This is a genomic window from Novosphingobium sp. FSW06-99, assembly GCF_001519065.1.
GTDB lineage: Bacteria > Pseudomonadota > Alphaproteobacteria > Sphingomonadales > Sphingomonadaceae > Novosphingobium.
The window spans coordinates 1-19,520 of the sequence record NZ_KQ954268.1; the positions used below are offsets into that span (position 1 = coordinate 1).

General features: G+C 65.4%; 11 protein-coding genes and 1 pseudogene. 4 read left to right on the forward strand and 8 right to left on the reverse strand.

Going from position 1 to position 19,520, the window contains the following annotated elements:
* Positions 1–218 (forward strand): annotated as a pseudogene (locus tag AQZ49_RS22670) (amino acid permease); the annotation flags it as partial.
* Positions 219–254: 36 nt separating this feature from the next.
* Here the strand turns inward: AQZ49_RS22670 and AQZ49_RS21975 are convergent.
* A complete protein-coding gene (locus tag AQZ49_RS21975) occupies positions 255–1,865 on the reverse strand; it encodes an eCIS core domain-containing protein (RefSeq protein WP_197411151.1) in 1,611 nt (536 codons plus the stop codon).
* A gap of 182 nt (positions 1,866–2,047) precedes the next feature.
* Here AQZ49_RS21975 and AQZ49_RS22445 point away from each other — a divergent pair, with 182 nt between their 5' ends.
* From AQZ49_RS22445 to AQZ49_RS20505, 3 genes are all read left to right on the forward strand, one after another.
* Positions 2,048–5,041: a contractile injection system tape measure protein gene (locus tag AQZ49_RS22445; protein WP_231739348.1), complete on the forward strand. Its 2,994-nt coding sequence runs from the start codon at positions 2,048–2,050 to the stop codon at positions 5,039–5,041.
* A 2-nt stretch (positions 5,042–5,043) separates the two neighbouring features.
* A complete protein-coding gene (locus tag AQZ49_RS20500) occupies positions 5,044–6,399 on the forward strand; it encodes an ATP-binding protein (RefSeq protein ID WP_067620481.1) in 1,356 nt (451 codons plus the stop codon).
* Between the two features lie 88 nt (positions 6,400–6,487).
* Positions 6,488–6,880: a DUF4280 domain-containing protein gene (locus AQZ49_RS20505; RefSeq protein WP_067620484.1), complete on the forward strand. Its 393-nt coding sequence runs from the start codon at positions 6,488–6,490 to the stop codon at positions 6,878–6,880.
* 100 nt (positions 6,881–6,980) lie between these two features.
* Here the strand turns inward: AQZ49_RS20505 and AQZ49_RS20510 are convergent, their stop codons facing one another.
* From AQZ49_RS20510 to AQZ49_RS20540, 7 genes are read right to left on the reverse strand one after another with little or no spacing between them, the layout of a single operon-like run.
* The gene (locus tag AQZ49_RS20510; protein ID WP_067620487.1) at positions 6,981–8,063 is read right to left on the reverse strand and encodes a glycosyltransferase; all 1,083 of its coding nucleotides are present in this window, start codon (positions 8,061–8,063) and stop codon (positions 6,981–6,983) included.
* Positions 8,060–9,283 carry a GlcNAc-transferase family protein gene (locus AQZ49_RS20515; RefSeq protein ID WP_067620490.1) on the reverse strand — a complete coding sequence of 408 codons (1,224 nt, stop codon included), beginning with the start codon at positions 9,281–9,283 and terminating at the stop codon, positions 8,060–8,062. The genes AQZ49_RS20510 and AQZ49_RS20515 overlap by 4 nt, the downstream gene beginning before the upstream one ends.
* Positions 9,280–12,678 (reverse strand): DUF1906 domain-containing protein, encoded by a 3,399-nt coding sequence (locus tag AQZ49_RS20520; RefSeq protein WP_067620493.1) that lies wholly within the window; start codon positions 12,676–12,678, stop codon positions 9,280–9,282. Before AQZ49_RS20520 ends, AQZ49_RS20515 begins: the two co-directional genes overlap by 4 nt.
* Positions 12,675–16,604: a baseplate J/gp47 family protein gene (locus tag AQZ49_RS22675; protein ID WP_067620496.1), complete on the reverse strand. Its 3,930-nt coding sequence runs from the start codon at positions 16,602–16,604 to the stop codon at positions 12,675–12,677. Before AQZ49_RS22675 ends, AQZ49_RS20520 begins: the two co-directional genes overlap by 4 nt.
* A complete protein-coding gene (locus tag AQZ49_RS20530) occupies positions 16,601–17,083 on the reverse strand; it encodes a GPW/gp25 family protein (protein ID WP_082701953.1) in 483 nt (160 codons plus the stop codon). Before AQZ49_RS20530 ends, AQZ49_RS22675 begins: the two co-directional genes overlap by 4 nt.
* Positions 17,080–18,807 carry a type VI secretion system tip protein VgrG gene (gene vgrG / locus AQZ49_RS20535; RefSeq protein ID WP_067620499.1) on the reverse strand — a complete coding sequence of 576 codons (1,728 nt, stop codon included), beginning with the start codon at positions 18,805–18,807 and terminating at the stop codon, positions 17,080–17,082. Before vgrG ends, AQZ49_RS20530 begins: the two co-directional genes overlap by 4 nt.
* Positions 18,804–19,520 carry a LysM peptidoglycan-binding domain-containing protein gene (locus AQZ49_RS20540; protein ID WP_067620504.1) on the reverse strand — a complete coding sequence of 239 codons (717 nt, stop codon included), beginning with the start codon at positions 19,518–19,520 and terminating at the stop codon, positions 18,804–18,806. Before AQZ49_RS20540 ends, vgrG begins: the two co-directional genes overlap by 4 nt.

The following is a 19,520-nucleotide window of genomic DNA, read 5'->3' on the forward strand; positions in this document are numbered from 1 at the left end:
AAACCGGGCTGACTTGTGTCGCGTTGATCGTGCCGGTATTCCTGTGGCGCCAATATGTCACCGACAAGGGCCGCTTCCTCGAAGACACGCTCGACGATTTGCACTTGCGCCCCGAACCGTGTGCCCGCACGGACGCGGGCTATTTGCCGCACCTGACCGTGGTGGCCGGGATTGCGGTGATCGCGGTCAGCCATTGGCTGGCCATGCTGCCCGCTTGAAGGGTGTGAACTGCGGCGCGATTTTACCGGTCTGTTTCACTTCTTGAGTTTCTTGTTGGCCCCCTTTTTCGGTGCCGATGCGGCCGATTTCGCCTTTGCGGGGGGAGCCGGTTCCAACGCGAGCATGGCGGCCTCGAAGCTGTTGCGATGGGCTTGCGACATTTTCATCGCAGCCATCTTTGCAAGAACGTTCCGGCGTTGATCGGCGGCGATGTTCGTCACCAAAGTTGCCCAATCCGGATGTGCCCCTCCGATCGCGCCCTTGATCAGTTTCAGCGCGGCATGCTCGGGTTGGGACAAAGTGACGGTATCGCTGCCGCCAATCGGAAATATGTGCGGTTCCTGTTGGGTCAGATGCTCGATCTGGTATTGCCGCGAAGGAACCGGGCTGAATTGAAAATCCGCGGTCTTGTTTGCGTTCATCAGGGCTCGATAGCGCTCTCCGATCAGGGCCATATCCGCCTGAACGTCCCGCGCTTCGACGGTCGAGACGAGCATGGTGTTCAACGCATTGCTGACAATGCCAGGTCCAAGATTGTTCCACAGATGCCGGTCGAGGCTTACTTTGGGCTTTTTGGGAACTGGCCGCGGGTCCGTGCCCCTCGGGTTGAGTGCAACAAGCGCAGCAATGGCCACGCCATGATATTCAACCCGGACCGGATTGCCGACCGTGCGCACGGCATTGACCTTCCAGCTCAGAATAGCGTTGACGGCCCCCGCGTTGCAGATCAAATTGGTGTATTTGGTAATCTCGCCGACCAATTCGGTTGCTTCGGCTTCTGCCGCCGCGTCGTTACCCGCGATCGCATCTATACGCGCTTTGAAGCGGTAAAGTTCGCGACGCCAATTATCGACTCTGGCTTCTTCACCGGCATTGGGGTCAATTTCCCACAGCGCAGTTTCGATCTCTCGCGCGACGGTTTGGCCCGAATTCGTCATCGTCGCATCCGCCAAGAAGCGCCGCACGCGATCGGCGACCGTGTCCACCGGTGCTACCACAGGCGCGACTGCGGGTGCGACTACGGGGCCTGCCGCGACCAGGGCAGGGGCCATCGGAACGGTCGCGGGCGGCAGCGCGGCGGCGGCGTTGATGGTCCGTTGCGCAACTGTGCCTGGCCGGATTGACGTGTTTGCGCGTGGTTCGGCGGGCTTCGGTGAAGTGGCCTGTGCCGCCCGGCCCATCACATCCGATTCACGCTCCAGCGCGGCATCGTCGTTGATGGCCGTACCACCTTTTGATTGCATGGTCGGCTTCACCCGGCCTTGCGCCTGCTGGACCACGTGCCATGCTTCGTGCGGCAAATGCCTGTCCTGCCCCGGCGCCAAATGGATTTCACTGCCTTGCGCATAAGCGTGCGCTTGCAATTGCGCGGGTTTGGGCGAATTGCGATGGACCCGCACGTGGTCCATTGCGATGCCCGACAAAGCCTCGATCCCGGCCTTGAGCCGATCGGGCAGGCCGGTCCGGTTCGCCACGGTGTGGAGGGGCGGCGGGGTTATTGCCAACAGCCGCTGAACCACCGGCGCCGCGTCCAGCGCGGCGCGCATGTTCGTTAATCGGGTATCGTGTGGGCCTGCGATGGCGGCTGCTTTGGTCACAGGCTGCGGGCGCGTTTCTGCTTGCCGTTGCGCGGTTTGGTGATCCATTCGCAATGCCCCTCGATGTTCCAACATCCTACGCGATGGAGGTCCGCTGTCAAAGCAAATGGGCCGGGAATAGGCCGATTTCACGTTGGTCTGGTGTTGTCTCGGCACGGCGGCTAGCGTCAGGGCCATGGCTTGCAGTGCGCTCCCCATCGATGTCCGACTCGCGGGTTGCCGGGTGGGCGATGCCGCGCGGTAGGGTGGGCGCGCAATCGCACCGCATCGGCAAGCTCGACGTGTCGGTCGCGGTTGCCGATCTGGATCGGGCGATGGCCCTGCGCCCGCAACTGGAAACGTTGGCCCGTCGCGTTTTTCCGCAAGTGCTTGAACGGGTGTTCGACCGGTTGGGGCCGATCGATGGTTGCTTGCAGATCGCGACGCTCGATCTTGATCTCGGTCGCTTGCGCCCGGACTTTCTGGAAACCGATGCGGTAGCCGCGCTGGAGAATGCCTTGGCGGAGGCGCTGGCGCGCGCGCTGCATGCGGCGCGCGCGGGCGGCGACGGCGATCGTGAGGGCGATGTGCGGCTGGTGGCGGAAGGGCCCTGGCACCTGCAACAGCTTGGCGAATTTCTCGAACGCGGCACGCTCGCGCGCATCCATGGCGATGACCTCTTCAATCTGTCGAGCCGGATCAAGGCGTCGATCATGCGCGATGGTGCGGCGCTGGCGGCGATGCTGCGGCGGCTGTCGCGGCGGCCGTGGGCGATCGAGCGGCTGGTCCGGCAACTCGACGATGCGGGGCTGCGATCTGTGCTGCGGTTGATGCTGCGCGATGATCGGTTCGTCATCCACGCGTTGATCGCCGCGCTGTTGCGCCTTCACGTACAGACTGCGCGGGATGAATGGCGCGTGCGGGTCTGGACGGCTGTACTCGATCCGGTGCTGGCGGCGGGTTCGCCCTTCGACCTGCGTCGGTTGGTCGATGCCGTGCTGGCGGCACTGGCCGACCTGGCGGGCGTCAGCCCGGCTGGTTTGCGCGCTATGCTGAACGAGTCTGTCGCAGCGGGGCGTTCGGCATCGCATGCCGCACTGCTGGCCGCATTGCGCCGGCGGCCGGACCATGGCGCATGGTTCGATCCGGCTATGTCGCGCGATCAGGCGCTTCAGCTTGGCGAGCAGGACTTTCGCCTGCTCGTCGCGCATCTGGCGGGCGCGCGCGCGCCCGCGCTGATTGCGGCGTTCGAACGCAGTCTGGCGCGCACAACGCCGGGTGCGCGTGCCGTGCGAATGGCAACGCTACGCGCAAGGCTGCTGCGCGCATTGCCGGTGGTAGGGGCAGACGCGGCCGACCGCGCGGATGACAGCAATCAGAGACCGCTTGAAAGGGTAGGTGGGATAGCGGCGGGTTCGACTGTAATTGACCGCACGGCCATCGCCGCCTTTCTTCAATCGGGTTCACCCGCCGGGGCCGGCGCGCAATTGCCCGCGCTGGTGGCGTCTGACCCCGACTGGCTGGCGGCCGAGGCGCGGCGCGGCGCCGGATCACCAGCTGCGGCCGCAGCGATCGCGACCCGGCTGCTGGGCTGGCTGCTGCCGGACGAGATCATCGCGGTGCTGGGTCCGGGCAAACGTGTTGACGCTGGCAAAGGCGCGGATTTCTCGTGGTGGCGCGCCACGATCGTCGCGCTGCTGCTGGATAGCGACCCGCCGTTGCCGCCGGCGGGGCGAGGTGTCGGCCAGCATTTTGACAGGCTGGAGGCGCTGGCGGCCTGGCTCGACGGACGCGCGCCGCTTGCCGATAGTGCCTCGGCGTTGATGGCGATCGGTCCGGCCGAGCGGATCAGCCTGTTTTCGGCCGATCGCGAAGACATCGTGCTGGCGCGACTGCAGCGCGCGGCGCAAACTTTGCCCCCGGCCGCGCTGGACAGCTTGATCGCGCAATGTGCGCCTTGGGCAAAATCCGATCGCGGTGTGTTGGCGCCGGTGCTGGCGGGGCGCAGCGCGGCGGAACGTCGGGCGATCCGGTTGCGCGCGGCGGCGTCCGCACTGATCGGCGACAGCGTTGGGTTGGACCGGCTGGGCGATCCGTTGCCGTCGCCCGACGATCCCGCCGTTGCGCCGATGCCGCCTGGTGGTCGGACCATGCCGACCATGCCCGCGCTGCTCGACTGGCTCGACGGGGCGACGGCGCCGGCCGCCGATGCGGGTGCGCTGGGCGCCTTGTTTGTCAGCCGCCTCGATGCGGGTGACCGGCACCTGATCAACTGGCTGCTGGCACGCCGTGCGCGGGCGACTGATCGCGCGCGCTGGGCGGCGATCCTGCCGGTTCCGGGGCTGGGGCGGTTGTTGCATCTGCTGGCGCCTGCGGTGGCGGCTACGCTGCACGACGCGATCATGCTGGTGACGACGGCGGCGCGCCACGGCGCGCCGTTCGGCGCGCGCACGCCCGATCCGCGCGTGCTCTGGGCCGCCGCGTTCGATGCGGCAACCGCGTCGGTACGCGTCGATGTGGCAATCGTCGTGGCGCGCCTGATCCGCACCATGGCGGGCGAGAATTCCGATCGGGCCGCACGGATACGCGCCCGCGCGCTGCGGCTGGCCGACACGGGCGGCCATTTTGCGCTGGTGGCGGTGCTGCGCAGGCCCGTTCCGCCGGTCGCCTCGGCGCGTGCACCCAGGGCTTCCCCACTGCCCGTGCCGGAACCTGCCGACGGCAAACCCGACCAATCGCTCTATGTCGCCAATGCCGGACTGGTGCTGGTGCATCCGTTTTTGCCCAGACTGTTCGACGAACTTGGCCTGCTTGGCACCGATGCGGAAGGCCGAACGCGCGTGCTGCCGGGCGAGGCGCTGTCGCGCGCCTGCCATCTGTTGCAGTTTCTGGTCGATGGCCGGCTCGATCGGCCCGAACCGCACCTGGTGCTCAACAAACTGCTGTGCGGCGTTCCACCCGCGATGCCGGTGGCGCGCGCAATCGACCCGCGATCCGGCGATCTGGCCACGTGCGATGCGATGCTTAAGGCAGTGCTGGCCAATTGGCCGCCACTGAACCGCACATCGATCGATGCCTTGCAGGAGACATTTTTCCAACGCGAAGGCCGCTTGCAGTGCTCCGGCGGCAAATGGACGCTGCAGGTGCAGCGCAAGACGCTGGACGTGCTGATGGATCAGATCCCATGGGGTCTGTCGGTGGTTTATCACCACTGGATGCCCGAACCGATTTATGTGACGTGGTAACGATGAGAACAGAGCAGGCCGCCACGGCCGACAATCTTCGCTTCATCGCGGCCGAATTCGACTGGCTCGATGCCGCGATTGCGGCCCGGTTCGCCGCCTTTGGCCAGGACAAGCCGCTGCGCCGCGCGGTGGAACTGCCGCCGCCGCCGCCATTGATCGATCGATCGGCGGCGTATCCCGCGCTGATCCATGCACTGGGCTTGAACGATGTCGATCGGCTGGTGCTGGCGCTGGCCGCCGCGCCCAGCCTGGCCCCCGAACGGCTCGATCCGTTCCTGCTGACCAATGCGGCGACCGGTCGTGGCTTTACCGAATTCGGTGGCGCGACGGGGCAGGCGCATCGCGGTTTTCTGCCGACCCTGGCCACGGCCCAGTTCCTGGCATTTGGTGGCGCGCTGTCGGCGCCCGATCCGTTGGCTTTGTTGCATCATGCGCTGCTCGCGCGCGGCGTGCTGACGGTCGATCCCGGCGATCCGCGCGATCCTGCGCTGTCCGGGGTGCTGCGGCTGTCGCTGCGGGGGCTGCAAACGCTGGTCTATGGCGAACAGGTCGAACATCAGCCGAACGTCGATTTTCCCGCCAGCGCGATCACCACGCCGCTCGACTGGTCCGACCTGATCCTCGATGCGCCGACCATGCGCCAAATCGAAATGGTCGGGCGCTGGCTGGAACACGGCGACACGCTGATGCGCGAATGGGGTTTGGCCAGACGGCTGAAGCCCGGCTATCGTTGTCTGTTCCATGGTCCCCCCGGCACCGGCAAAACGCTGACCGCCTGCCTGCTGGGCAAACACTATGGCCTGCCGGTTTATCGCGTCGATCTGTCGCGGGTGGTTTCGAAATGGATTGGCGAGACCGAAAAGAACCTTGCCGCGTTGTTTGACGAAGCGACCGATCGCAACTGGATCCTGTTTTTCGACGAAGCCGACGCGCTGTTCGGTAAACGCACCGAATCGCGGTCCGCCAACGATCGCGCGGCCAACCAGCAGATCGCATATCTGTTGCAACGGCTGGAAACGCACCCCGGCGTGGCGATACTGGCAACCAACCAGAGCGCGCATCTCGACGAAGCCTTTGCCCGCCGTTTCCAGACCACGATCCAGTTTGCCATGCCCGATGCCCCGGCCCGTTTGCGGCTGTGGCAGGAAAGCTTTGCCAATCCGGGGTTTGCGCTGGCCGCCGATGTCGATTTCGCGTCATTGGCGCGCGCGCACGAATTGGCGGGCGGGGCGATCATCAACGTGCTGCGCCATGCCGCGCTGCTGGCGGTCGGCCGCCAACCCGCAACCGTAATCCAGGCCGATCTGATCGATGGAATCAGGCTGGAGCTGTTGAAGAACGGACGCTATTTTGGCTGACAACTGGATTTTTGTTGTCGCATCGTTATGCGTAAAAAATCGGTTCCCACTCTTTTGCACGATGCTCTGGTTTTGAAAGTGCGCCGCCATGTCCACGCCTGAAGTAACTTCGGCCGCCATTCTGACATGCAGTTTCGGCGCCTTGCCGGTGCCGTTCAATGTGCTGCCGGTCAACCGGGTTACCGCCTGCGGCCTGCCGTGCGGCACGATCCTCGACAATCAGCCGATGGTCAACGTGGCAAGTTTCGGCCTGTGCACCGCGCCCACCAACCCCGAAGTCATTGCCTTGACCGCCGCCGCACTCGGCACGCCCACCCCGGCACCATGCATCCCGGCACTGGCCGCGCCATGGATTCCCGGCACGCCAACGGTTACCGTCGGAGGCATCCCCGCGCTCGATACCGGGTGCACGTTGCTGTGCACCTGGCTGGGCGAAATCACTGTCGAAATGCCCGCGCAAATGACGGTAACAGTGCCCTGATACGAAGCTGTACCGGCTTGTGGCCATACCTCCGCACCCGACCCACCAACGGTACCAGCGGGTTACGGTGGCGGGCAGCAGGGCGGAAGATATGAATCGGTTAACGCGCGAACTGGCCGCGTAGCGGATCGAGCCAGCGGCGCGCGCGGTCGGTGGGCCACACAGTCCACGATCGCGGCGGTTGCAGCGCCGGGACCGCGCGCTCGATCACCAGTTCACCACCGGGCATTGCCGCCAGTCTGGCCAGTTCGCCCGCATCCGCGTCCAGCCGGGCCACTTCGGCGCCGTCGTTGTCGTGAAACGCCACATACCAGAATGCCGGGCGATCGATCGCCGCGTGGGGCAGGCTGGCGCGATCGAGCGCGATCCGCACCGGCCACAGCTTTGGCGATGCCGGGCTGTCGGGAAAATGGGTCAGCACCGCGCGGGCGAGCAGATTGTAGGTGGTGTCGGCGCGCGCAATCGCTTCGGGGGTGATGGCGGCAATATAGTGCCACGACACCGATTCCCACAAATGGATCGAATAGCTGCTGCGGACATCGACGCTGCGCGCAAACAAGTTGTGCAGTGATCGTGCGTCGTTGTGCGGATAGCAGAACGCCAGCCGCGACATGATCCGCACGCCCGGTTCCCCTGCCATAGCCAGTGCATGGGGCAGCTTCACCGAATGACCGACATAGTCGCGGGCGTCAAAATCGCGATAGCCATCGAACCACCGGCGCAGGAACGGCGCACCCGGCGGCGCGGCGATGAATGCATTGCTAAGCCCGACCGCACTATGTTCGCTGCCCGCATCGAGGCCCATCACCACCACGTCGGTGGGCAGATCGGCGATCGGGCGGCACACCATCGTATCGGTATCGAAATAGATCCCGCCGTGTTCGATCAGCAGTTGCAGCCGCAATACGTCGGCGGCATGGGCAAAATGCCGGACCGGACAGCCAAACACCGCAGTTGGCGCGACCGTTGGGACTTCGGTCACGAAGCGGCGCGCGTAATCCCACCATATCCCGCTCGGTTCGTGTTCATAATACACGAAAATCTCGTGATCAGGGTATGTAATCCGTGCCGACAGGATGGCCAGCATGTGCACGATGTTGAACGGCATGCCGCCAAAGTCGGGCCGCAACCCGGTGATGAAATGGATCTTTGCGGGCCGCATGGCGATATCCTTGCCGGTCATGACGTGATCAGGTTTTCGGGCTCGATCGCGCCGCCCAGCGGTGGCAACCAGTGGCGACGACGATCGGTGGGATGAATGGTCCAGCGAACCGGCGGGCGCGCGGCGATGAACCGACGTTCCAGCGCGATCATCGCATCGCCGGTACCGCACAAGCGCCGGATTTCATCGGCCTCCGCATCGACGCGCGCGACTTCGACTCCGGCCACGTCGTGGAACCCGACATACCAGAACGGCGCGCGATCGAGCGCTGCGGCCGGGACCGCAGACCGGGGCACGGCAATGCGCACATGCCAGGGTCTTGGCGCACGCACATCCCGGCCCGGCGGCGGCGGCGGGCCGGGTTCGTCGCCGCGCCGCGCGGCGGGGGTGGCGCGCCGGGCCGCAAAATCGACCCCAGCATATGTCTCGTATTCGGCCAGGCTGCGCGCGGGGCCCAGCCCGAACCGGCCGGTTATCCTGCCCGCCAGGAATTGCTGCACTTTGTCGAGACTTGCCGTGTCGCGCGCGGCGGCCTGATGGTCCTGCCAGTGCATCACGCGTTGGCGGCGCGAATATTCGTGCCACATGACATGCGCCGACGGGTGCAGCAGGTCATAGCCGTGGGTAAAGGCGCGGATCGCCAGGCTGATCTCTTCGCCGATGAAATAGAGGTCGGGGTCATATGGCACGTCGCCGACAAAACGCCCGAGCGTGAAAATCAGATGCGCGGATAGAAACCGGGCGCGCCGGGGCGGCCCACCTACCCATTGCGGCCGGGCAACTTGCGCGAAATGGGCAATGCCCTGATCGGTAAAGCCATGCAGCATCATCGCGGTCGGCTGCCCGCCCGCGGGTGGCGGCGCTTCGGGATCGAAACCCTGGGCATATGTTGTCAACAACGGGCGATCGGTGCCGCTCGCTTCGATCTGGTCGATCAGCAGCGCATCCCATCCGGCGACAAACCGGTGATGCGAATCGATCTGAAACAGAAATGTCTCGCCATCCCACAACGATAGCGCACGGTCGCGGGCCCAGCACGCCCCCTGGCTGTGTTGCCAGGGCACGTCGATACGCCGGATCGGGGCCGGTCCCGCATCGGGTGGGGGCACATCGCCGGGCGCAAACTGCCAACACACGCCAAACCGCAAATCGCCCGGCCAGCGTGCTTTGGCCAGGCAGTCGGCCATGGTAAGCGCCAGATCTGCATCGCGGTAAGCGGCGATCGCCACGAAAATGGTCATGGCGTGGTGCCCGCGACGGCCCAGAACGGCGTCGCGCCTCTCGCGTCGGGCTCGATAACGTTGAGGTCGTAAGCGATCGTGTCCAGCACAAAACGCTTGTCGATGGTCTGCACCATGCAATAGCCATGGACCGCGACATCGGGCACCTGGCTGCCTGATCGCCAGAAGAATTCGCAATCCAGCGCGGTGCCCAGAGCATTGGCATCGAGCCCGCAATCGGCGCCGACATAGAGCGCGGGACGAAATCCACCGGCGCGCACGGCAGCGAACCATGCGTTGCAATAGCCCACGATATCGGTTTGCGCCGTGCCACGCGCCACACTTTCAAGATCGAGCCACAGGCACACGCCTTGCGGCAGGCCACAGGCCCGGGCCTGGCGTACCGCCGATGCGCCATAGGCGTTGCCAAGCGGCGGCGTTGGGTGCCAGACGCCGGGCGTGACGTGTTGCACCGCCATCAACGCCAGCCCTGCATCGAGGATGGCGGTCGCTTCAGCGGCGCTCAGATCGTCGACGCCGGGGGTTTCGCGCGCCAGATAGCGAACCGCAAAAGTGAAACCCTGTGCCTTGAACGCCGCCGCGCGACCACTGACCGCCAGGACGCTATCGCAATCGAAACCGCGCGCGCCCGGTGGTGCCGCGACGGCATGGCGTGCGGGGTGTGACGGCTGCACCGGTTTGGGCGCGGCGGGTTGGGGCGCGGCAAGCAGCGCGGTGGGGGCCGCGCCGGGTTGTAGGCCCGGCCTCAACGATCCGATCAGCCGGAGAACGGGGCTGATAAGGCGTTGGGCCAGCCCTTCCAACCTTTGCAAAAGCGACATTTCCGCAGGGGCGTCAGTCGGTATTTCGTCGGGATCGGTCCGGTCGGGAATCGCCAGCGTCACCGGCACCGGTAGCGCGTTTTGCGGTGGCGGTGCTGGCGGTGGCGCCGGATCGGGCGGAGGCGGCGGCGCGGGCGGCGGGTCGGGATCGTGTTTGGCGACGGGCGGCAAGTGCTTTGCCAGAAACCGGTCAAGCCGGCGGCTGGCACGGGCCAGACGGCTTTGACCGCGACAGCCCAGGGCCAGTCGCCATGCGGCATAGAGCAATTCGAACTCGGCCATGGCGGCACGGCCGAGAAACAGGCAATCGAGCGCGATATGTGCTGGCGTGTTGGCCCGCAGGACCGTCGTCGCGCGCATTTCCCACGCGGCATCGCCGTCGCCCGGTTCCGGCAGGGGATGCATGGGCAGGACAGCGGTCACATGCATGCCAAAGCGGCCGGCGTCGCCATTCACCCCGGCGCCGTGGCGCAACAGGATCCAGTCGACCAGATGCAGCCGGTCGCGCCACTGGCGATCGGCCGCCAGCCGCAAGGCGCGCAACAGCCGCAGCGCAGTTTCCATACGATCGACCCGTGCGACCAACCACCATTGCCCGTCGGGGTCGCGGCAGGCGAGCGAATGTTTCCCTAAATCGTCGCGATAGCCGATCCGATAGGCATCGGCATGGTGCGTCACCAGCAACAGTTCGGGCACGATCCGCCGACCGGCCAGAAAGCTCAGATCATCGGCATCTTGCGCGCCGCCTTCGATCGCCAAATCTTCCGCCGTGACGAGCACGAACAGCACTTCGGCAGGTTCCCACAGGTGCGGCGGATAACGAAAGTCGATGATGGCATCCGGCGCGCCCTGCGCGAACGGCCAGACCTCGCCCACCTCATGTTCGCGGTCGATCAGGCCGAGTTCGATGCGGCTGGCCCATTCGGTTCCGGCGACGGCCCGGTGGCGGTGGCGCAGATAATCGAGCCCCCGCCCGCGATCGCGCGTTGCGGGCACCGCGCGGCGCAACATTGCCTGCTGCGCCGCGATCTGCGCCCAAGTGTGGTCCCGGGCATGCAGATTTGTCGGGGATGCGGTTGACAGCGGCATGACCCAATCGAGCCCGAGCATGCCCATCAACAGATCGAGCACTTCGCCCCGCCGCCGTTCCACCGGATCGGTCTTGCCGACGAGTTCGGCCATGTGCAGTTCATAGTTGCGGCTGATCAGCGGCGCCACATCGGGGACGATCGGTCGCAACGATTGCCAGGCATAAGTGGGGCCGGATGGGCCCCCCGCCTCGATCGAAACCAGCGTGCGCAGCAGCGCCAATTGCGCGAAATAGTCAGCTAGCAACTGGTCAAACGCCATTAGATAGCCTTTGAGCTGCTTGGCCGCGCCGCTTCGCGCCGCGCCGACGCCATCGGCCAGCGCGTTCTCACCAATGCCGTAAATCAGCGGGAACTGGGTCTGGACTGAAGTATAGGCGGCCAGATCGACATGGTCGCCGATCGGGCCGGGATAAGCCGCGATATAATCGCCGCGCAGCGCCCAGGTCTTGCGATGGACCGTCCACAAGCCCTCGAGCTTTCGCTCCACGCGCGCCGCATCGGGCACAATGCGCGCGCCCATACGCGTGATCGTGATCGAAAATCGGCCATGCGCGAGCGGCCGTGTCCACAAATGCAGGAACGCGCCATCGGGCACCGGGATCGGCGCGGCCCCGGCAAACGCGTCCGCCTGCCCGTCCAGCCGGACAGTCAGCGCATCAACCGCCAGAATGCCCGGCGCCGCGCCCAGCACTTCGGCCAGGAATTCGACGGTGAAGCCTGTGGGCGCCGGCTTCAACTGATCGTCTTCGATAAACCCGCGCAGCATCAGCGGGCCGGAAAACACCGCCGTCGTTTCCTGGTGCCGCGCCCGCCAGTCGGCCAACCCAATTCGGGTGGGTTCAGGGGCCAATGTCAGCGTGAGCGCGAACAGGCCTTGCGCCAGGGCTTCATCGGGATCGGTGTCGTGGGCGATCTCTATTGCGGCCTCGACTACGGTATCGATCGGAGTGAGCACATCGATGCGTTCGACATCTTCGGCCAGCCCGCGGTGGGCGACGAAACAGCGCCGCACGCGTTCGATCAGCGCTGCCTCCTCACCGCCTTCGCGCTTGGCCAGGACGCGGATGGCATAGAGCCCCTGCGGCGCCGGATCGTCGTCGGTCGTGCCCAGCGGGACCAGCCAGATATTCGCGAGCCCGGGCACCCGGTCGATCAGCAGGCGGCGCCAGTCGGACAGCGTGACCGGGTTGCACGGCAGAATCGACCACGCGGGGTACATCGCATGCCGGCGCAGAGCCAGGCGCGCGCTATCGGGCCCTGCCAGCAGATCCTCCACAGGCAGCAGCGCGCGATAGGGCAATTCGGTCAAGGCATAAGCGAGCTGTTCAAGGATCGTCACGCCGGGATCGGAATAGTTGTAATCAGTCCAGACATCGCCCGCCAAAGTCTGGATCATCGCTATCGCATCGGCCACCAGCGCGTGATAGGCGGCCCCCGGCTCGGTCTGCGTGGCGCGGTCGATGGTGCCTGCCGGATCGGTCATGATGCGCTCGCCGGCGTTCGGGCATCGACCGGCGGCGTGAAGGCACAAAGTTCGTGCGCCCGCGCCGAAGTGAAATAGTGCCAGCCTTGCCCCGGATCGCGGTCGTGATGCAGCGACAGATGGACAATCGCCTGTACATATGGGCGATTGCGGATGAATTCGGCGATGGCCTGGCGCGTCCAATACGCCGCATCGCGCGGGGGCAACTGCGGATCGGGCCAGGGCGACAGCCAGCGCACCAGTTCGTCTTGCAGCCGCGCTTCCCATGCAAAGGCCGTATCGTCGTCGGTGAACGTCAGCGTCGCGGTGACCGAAATGCGGGTCCACGGCGGATTGGTCACTTGCAAACGCGCAAACGGCGAAGCGATGGTCCCGACGATCCGGCCGATGTTCTGCAACGTGGCGGCATCGACTTCGGGTGTCGTCGGGTCGGCGATGTTGGGGGTCTGCGGCCCGGCGACCGCGGCCAGCCACACTCGCCCCGGCGCGGGTCGGCCGGTGGCTTCGTCGGTGGCGGGGATCACGGCCAGTTGCCACAGTGCGGGGATTGCGGCCAGCGCGATGCGGGCATAATCGTGGCAGGCAATCGCGCGGCCCTTGTGGCGCAACTGTTCGGCCATCCACGCGTCAAAGGCAACCCCGACATTCGGAGGCGTCCCGCCAAACCCCGCCATCGGCTGCTGGATCGATCCGATGCCGGGTATCGCGCGTTCGCTTTTGGCAATCGTTCCGGCGGGCATCTGCGTGCCCAGCCCATCTGCGCCGCCCGGCCCGACCCAGTCGGCGATGGTAACATTGGTGGTCACGCTTTTGATGCAGGCGCTGTTGGTGCAGCGGGCATCCAGCACCGCGCGCAGCCGCGATGCCGGGCCGCTATCCCCCGGTTGCGCATTGGCCACTTGCAAGCGCACGATCCCGGTGTTGCGCAAGCCGTCGGTGGTATCGCCGACCAGTTCGACCGGTAGCCAATGGCCGCCGCTCTGTTTTTGCCAGGTCAGGTCGGATCGTCCGGTCGACCACCCGTCGGGGCCGGCTTCTAGCACGAACAGCAGCGTTACCGCATCGACTGCGTGCGACAAGTCGATGTAGAGTGCGGCCGCGCCGCTGACTTCGGGCAAGAGCCAGATACCGGCCACTGCGCTGTCCGGCGGAGCTTTGGCCGGGACCGCCTGACCAAACGCGTTGAGGTGGATCAGCGTGCCGTTGGTGCCCAGCGTCGCCGCATCTACCGCATCGCTGCGTTCGCCGGCAGCATAGTTGATTTGCACCGCCGAGGCCATCGGCAGCCAAGGCGGATTGGGCAGAACCGTTGTCGCGGTGGCGGTTTGTACCGTTTTCTGCCCCGATTGCAGCGCCGTGCCGATCAGCCCGCGCGCTATCGGCACCGGGTCGCCCGATGCCGCCGCCCATACGTCGCCGAGCGCAGACGCGGTCTGCAACAGGCGCTCGCCCACCTGGAGCGCGCGGTTGCCTGATGGTGGCGTCAGCCGATCGCGCCAGCTTTCCAGCCAGTTCGACAGGCCCCCGGTTACGCCTGCGGGATCGATGGCCGGAATGTTGCCGCGCAGGCGTTGCCACAGCCCCGGCGGCGTAACCCCTGTCAGCGCGGCTTTCAGCGCGTCGAGCGAGTGGCCTTGCGTGTCGCCATCGGCCGCGCTTGCCGATATCGCGCTGTGGAATGCGGTGAACGCGTGTGTTTGCAGACCCGCAACCGTTGACGAGAGGGTTTTTTGCGTGGTCGCGGGAAATGCAGCGTCGGGCGCTGCGGCAATCGCATCGCCGGCGTTCGCCATCAGCGTGGTCGGCGTGTTGCCCTTGCTGTTACGGATGGTTTCGGCATTGGCGGCAGACGCGGCCATCAGGTTGCGCGCGTAGAGCGTGTTGCCAAAGGCATAAGCGGGCGCAGCCAGCACGAGTTGCAGCGTGTTGGCGGCCGGATCGGCATAGAGCGGGGGCGGATCGGCCGGGGCAATGCCCGACAGCGCCAGCACTGATTGCGCGCAAAGCGGCGCCACCGCTGCAGGCCCCGCGCCATCGGCGGCGGTGCTGCTGCCGTCGGTCTGAAACAGGAACAGCGGCTGGGATTGTGCCGTGGTCCACGGGCCCGGCTGCGCCGGGGCGAGGCCGGCGCGAAATGTGGTGTTGTCGAACAGCGGCAGGCCGGGGTTTCCCCCGTCGAGATTGACGGTGTAGTCGCTGTACCAGCCCGCAAAACCGGTGCTGTTCATCGGGCGGCCCGCCCAATCGATCACCAGTTCGAGGCTGGTGGGCACTTTCACGAACAATTCGGTCGCCGAGATCGCCAGCGATGAGGATTGGACCGGCGTGATGCCGAATATCGGAAAATTCTGCGCCGGATCGATCGCGCCGCCCGAACTCGCCAGTTTTTCGGGCAAGAGTCCCGCGACCGCGACATTGATGCTGATCGTTGCAATGCGGATCTGGCTGAGCACTTGATAGACGCTGGGCGCACCCGCGGCGCCGGTCGATGGGGCAAGCAACTGAACGATCAGCGTCGGGGCGTCGGTCAGGCCGGGGAACGCATTGGCGGGTTGATCGGGCGTAGGGGCGCCGGGGGCGGGCTTTGTCGTCACGGCCACCAGTGGCGGAGCGACAGGCGGCAAGCGGAACGTCAACTGCAAGGTTTCCTGACCGGTGCCCAGCCCGGCGGCGGCGAATTGCAACGCTTCAACCTGCATCCAGCCGCCCGCGGTCGAATATTGCATTGCGAACCACTGGCCTTCGACGGGGGCGACGACGGCGGTTGCGGTCCCGGGCAAAGCCGCCGAGGCCAGCGTGACCACAACATCGCGCTGGCCGCCGGCCAGCATCAGCACGTCGCTCGACAGCGAAAATCCCAGTCCCGATGCCTGCATGCTGATCGCGCCGAAACTGCCAGGTTGATCGCCGCCGAAAACCGGGAACGACGCGGGATCGTCAGGATCTGCGGTACCGACCAGAACGCCGGTCTGGCCGGTATCGTCGGACGATACGCGGTGCACGCTCAATCCGGTGACCACCGCCGGCGTAACGGCAAGCGATTCACGCACGGCATAGCCGATCGTCCGACCCGCGCTGTCGGTTCCGGCAAGAAACCGCGTGCCTTTGGGAACCGAGGCCTCGGTCACACCTTTGGCCAGACCGAACGCGAGATAAGTCTGCGCCGGGACCGCATCGCGGTGGTTTTGGCGCAGGACATCGCGGTAATAGAATTCAAGGAGGCGCCGGGGAAACCGGTTCAGCGCGCCGCGCGCCTTGGCATAGAGTTGGACAAATGCGATCCACAGCGCGGCCTGCGGGGCATGGCCGCGCTGGTCAAGCTGGCGTTCGAGCCGGGCTTGCGCCGCCGCCGCGCGCCCGGTCAATTCGGTCAGCAGTGCCTCCGCCAGGGCTTCGAGCAGTTCGATATCACGCCGCCGCCAGTCTTCGTCACCGCCGCGACGGTGCCGGTGGTGGTGCAAGTTGTGCAGCGGCAGCGCCAGCCCGTCGCGCCGCATGCGCCGGACTTGCGCGGTAAGGAACCCGTCAAAATCGGCATCATCGTCCAGAGGTTGCGCATCGGCGATAACGATCAACCCGTGGATGACCAGTTGCGCGCGCACGACATGGCGCTGATACCCGCTGGCCATGGCCCGCGCCTCGGCCAGCAGCGCGCGCAAGGCGGTCGCGATCTCGGGCAGATCGAGTGCGGCCTCCATCGCCGCGGCCACCGCCGGATCGTCGCCAAAAAACAGCGACCAATCGCCGTGTGGCGTATCGGTCAAATCATAAAACCGGATCAGGCAGCCGTAGTGCGCACCGAATGCCAGCAATTGCGCGAGGCTGCGTCCATCGATGGCCAGCGCTTCGGGCCGGGGCGCGGTCGCCGCCCGGTCCTGCTGGCTGAGCGCCGGGTTGAGACAACGCGAGGCCGGACCGATCGTCATCCCGCCGGTGCCGACAGCGTGGCTTCGCGCGTGTAATAGTTGAACACCAGATTGTTGCGCGTGTTGGTTTGGATGACCCGGTAATCGATTGTGATGGCCAGCAGGCCTTCCTCTTCCGGGGCGCCCGTCACCGCAATGTTTCCGACCGTGATCCGGGGTTCCCATTCGATGATCGCGTTTCCGATCATGCGGGCGATGGCGTTGGCGGTGGTTGTGGTCAGCGCGGTGAACACCATCGATTGCAGATCGCATCCGTAAGATGCCAGCATGATCCGCTCGGTCAGCCCGGTGGACAGCAGGATCCACAAGCTTTGCTGGATATCGACATCGCCTTGCGCCATCACCACCGTTGCGTTGGGGCGCACGAACGTCGGCGGAAACGACCAGCCGCACCCCAGAAACGCGGGGTAGGACGCGCTCGGTCCGGGTTGGTCACGCCCGCCCGCCGCTGGTCGGCGCAAAGTCGGGCCCCCGCTCATGGATTGAGCGCCACGGTTGCGCCGCTGACCGTGACGACCCCGGTGGATTTGAGCTGCGCCGAGGCGGTGCCACTGGCGCTCAGCGCGCTGTCGGCGCCGATGGTGATCGATCCGGTTGCCGATATGGTGATGTCGCTGGCGCTCTTGATGGCGATGCCGGTCATGCCCATGACAATCGAATTTCCGTTCATATCTTTGATTGTAATAGATTTGTCTGTGTCATTAACGACGATGGTCTGGTTTCCCGGGGTGACGATTTGCACGGTCTGGCTGTCTTCCAGAAAATCGAGGTGCAGGTTCGCGCGGGTCCTGATGCTTTTGGTGTTGTTGGCCGCCTCGGGCGTCAGGGCGGGGGGCCTGGCCTTGCTGTACAGCGCGCCCAGCACCACCGGAAAACGTGGATCTCCGGCCAGAAACCCGACAATCACTTCATCGCCGATTTCGGGGTAGAAAAATGCGCCGAACCCGCTCGATGCGTAGAACGAGCCGAGCCGCGCCCAGATCCCATCGGTAGATTTCAGCAAGGGTAGCGACACTTGCACGCGAAATTCGCCGGCCGGGTCGGCGTCGATCTGCATGACCGTTGCCGCCTGAAGACCGTGAACCGGCGGCAACAGCCCCGCCGCACCCGGCGCGGCGACATTGGGCGCGACCGTCGCGAACCAGTTGGGCGACAGGCCCAGTTCGAGCGTGGTGCGCCACAACCCTTCGGCCAATCGGTGGTGTACGCCTGCGACCCAGCCATTGCCGTTGAAGCGGTCGCCCAATCCCGCCAGTGTCACTATCGACCCCGGTTCGGTGAGCGCGCTGCCCTGGAACCGCACTGATCCCCGTATTTTCGACAAGTGTGACATCATCAGTTCGGCCGATGCCCACTGCGTCAATTCCCCTGTGGCGAGCGGGCCAGGGGTCTGTTGGACAAATTCCGATACGCCGAATACCCCCGCCAATGTCGCCGACGAGATGTTGCCGGGCACGCTGACCGATGCCTGCGCGGTCGATGACGTCGCCAGCGTCTGCGTTGCCGGGTCCCACGCTATGCTCTGGATCGCGTTTCCATCGAACTGGGTCGATGCGTCCATCTCGGTCCGGAAATCGAGGATCGAGCTTCCAAACGTGAGCGTCAGCACCGGATCGCGCCCGGTGTCCGGCGGCGCCACAGTCACCGTGCCCGCCTTGGCGATCACCACCATGCCGTTTGCCTGCGCCCGCATGATCACCAGGTCCCATGGCGAAGCGTAATATTGCACGTTGGTCTGGACGCTGTCGGTTGCGGTTACGGCGGGGGTCAGACCGGCATCGCCGATCAATTTTTCGCACACCTCGCTGTCGGTCATGTCGGAAAAGACCGCGTTGCCGCGCGCCAGCGTCATCACCATCGCTTTGTCGGTCGCCTCGACGATCAGGCGTGGCGGGCCGTTGTTGGATGCCTCAATCGCCTGGCGGTAGACGATGCCCGAAAAGACCGTGGTTTCGCTGCCGCCATAGCCGAACGCGATCGTGATCGTCACGCCGGGCACCAGCAATCCGGAATCGCTGGTGGAAAAGTTCTCTTCGCCCGCCGATCCGTCTGAAATCACCATCCGCGCCTTGGGCAGCCGGTTTACCCCGGTCCACACATCGATCGATACGATCTGGATCGACGGTGGCAAAGCGGTGCCCCCGCATGTCACCGAAAAACCCACCACGGTGGTGGCAAGATCGACGGGTGATGGCGCGGTCATGACGCCGACCCCGATAACGGCGGGAACAGCAGTTCCGTTCCCGGGGGAACATCGCGGAAATTTACCAGCCGGTTGAACCGCGCGACTTTGGCGTAGTAGCCGCTGTCGCCATAAATGCGGTAGCACAGCGCGGGCAGCGTATCGCCCGCGACGACCGTGACGACGTGGGTCAGATCGGGGGAACTGAATCCGGTCGCCTGGGCAAGCATTGCCTCGCTGGCATAATATTTGAAGGCCACCGACAGTTTGGCGCGCAGCGGCGTGCCATCGGGGCGAAACAGCGAATAATCGATTTTCAGGCTGGTGAGCACGCCCTGAAACTGCAACCCGGCCCACCCCACAACCAGATAGTTGGGGGTGTGGATTTCACCGTTGATGGTCGACAGCAGCGCGATGAACGTATTCACCACATCGGACACGCCGTTTTCGTAGCTCTGCCCGGTGGGCACGGGGATGACCCCGGTCGCATCGAATGTCAGATCGAAACTCAGGTCGGCATCGCCAATGCGGTTGAATTCGGGCGAGCCGCCTGCTGCGCCCTGCGCCTGGCGGTCGTTGTACTGAACAGTGCGGTTATAGCTATAGCTTGCCGGATTGATCCAGACCGTGAACGGGTTGCTGTCGCTGGCGACTTTGGTCTTGAATTGGGGATCGGCATAGGCCGTGATCACCATCTTGGTCGGCTGGCTGCCGATGGCGCTGGTCGATGCCAT

What these genes read in the sequence shown, in the direction of transcription:
- AQZ49_RS22675 (WP_067620496.1), bottom strand. Translation starts at nt 16,604, where the DNA reads ATGACGATCGGTCCGGCCTCGCGTTGTCTCAACCCGGCGCTCAGCCAG.
- AQZ49_RS20515 (WP_067620490.1), bottom strand. Translation starts at nt 9,283, where the DNA reads ATGACCATTTTCGTGGCGATCGCCGCTTACCGCGATGCAGATCTGGCG.
- AQZ49_RS21975 (WP_197411151.1), bottom strand. Translation starts at nt 1,865, where the DNA reads ATGGATCACCAAACCGCGCAACGGCAAGCAGAAACGCGCCCGCAGCCT.
- AQZ49_RS20530 (WP_082701953.1), bottom strand. Translation starts at nt 17,083, where the DNA reads ATGAGCGGGGGCCCGACTTTGCGCCGACCAGCGGCGGGCGGGCGTGAC.
- AQZ49_RS22445 (WP_231739348.1), top strand. Translation starts at nt 2,048, where the DNA reads ATGCCGCGCGGTAGGGTGGGCGCGCAATCGCACCGCATCGGCAAGCTC.
- AQZ49_RS20540 (WP_067620504.1), bottom strand. Translation starts at nt 19,520, where the DNA reads ATGGCATCGACCAGCGCCATCGGCAGCCAGCCGACCAAGATGGTGATC.
- AQZ49_RS20505 (WP_067620484.1), top strand. Translation starts at nt 6,488, where the DNA reads ATGTCCACGCCTGAAGTAACTTCGGCCGCCATTCTGACATGCAGTTTC.
- AQZ49_RS20520 (WP_067620493.1), bottom strand. Translation starts at nt 12,678, where the DNA reads ATGACCGATCCGGCAGGCACCATCGACCGCGCCACGCAGACCGAGCCG.
- AQZ49_RS20500 (WP_067620481.1), top strand. Translation starts at nt 5,044, where the DNA reads ATGAGAACAGAGCAGGCCGCCACGGCCGACAATCTTCGCTTCATCGCG.
- vgrG (WP_067620499.1), bottom strand. Translation starts at nt 18,807, where the DNA reads ATGACCGCGCCATCACCCGTCGATCTTGCCACCACCGTGGTGGGTTTT.
- AQZ49_RS20510 (WP_067620487.1), bottom strand. Translation starts at nt 8,063, where the DNA reads ATGACCGGCAAGGATATCGCCATGCGGCCCGCAAAGATCCATTTCATC.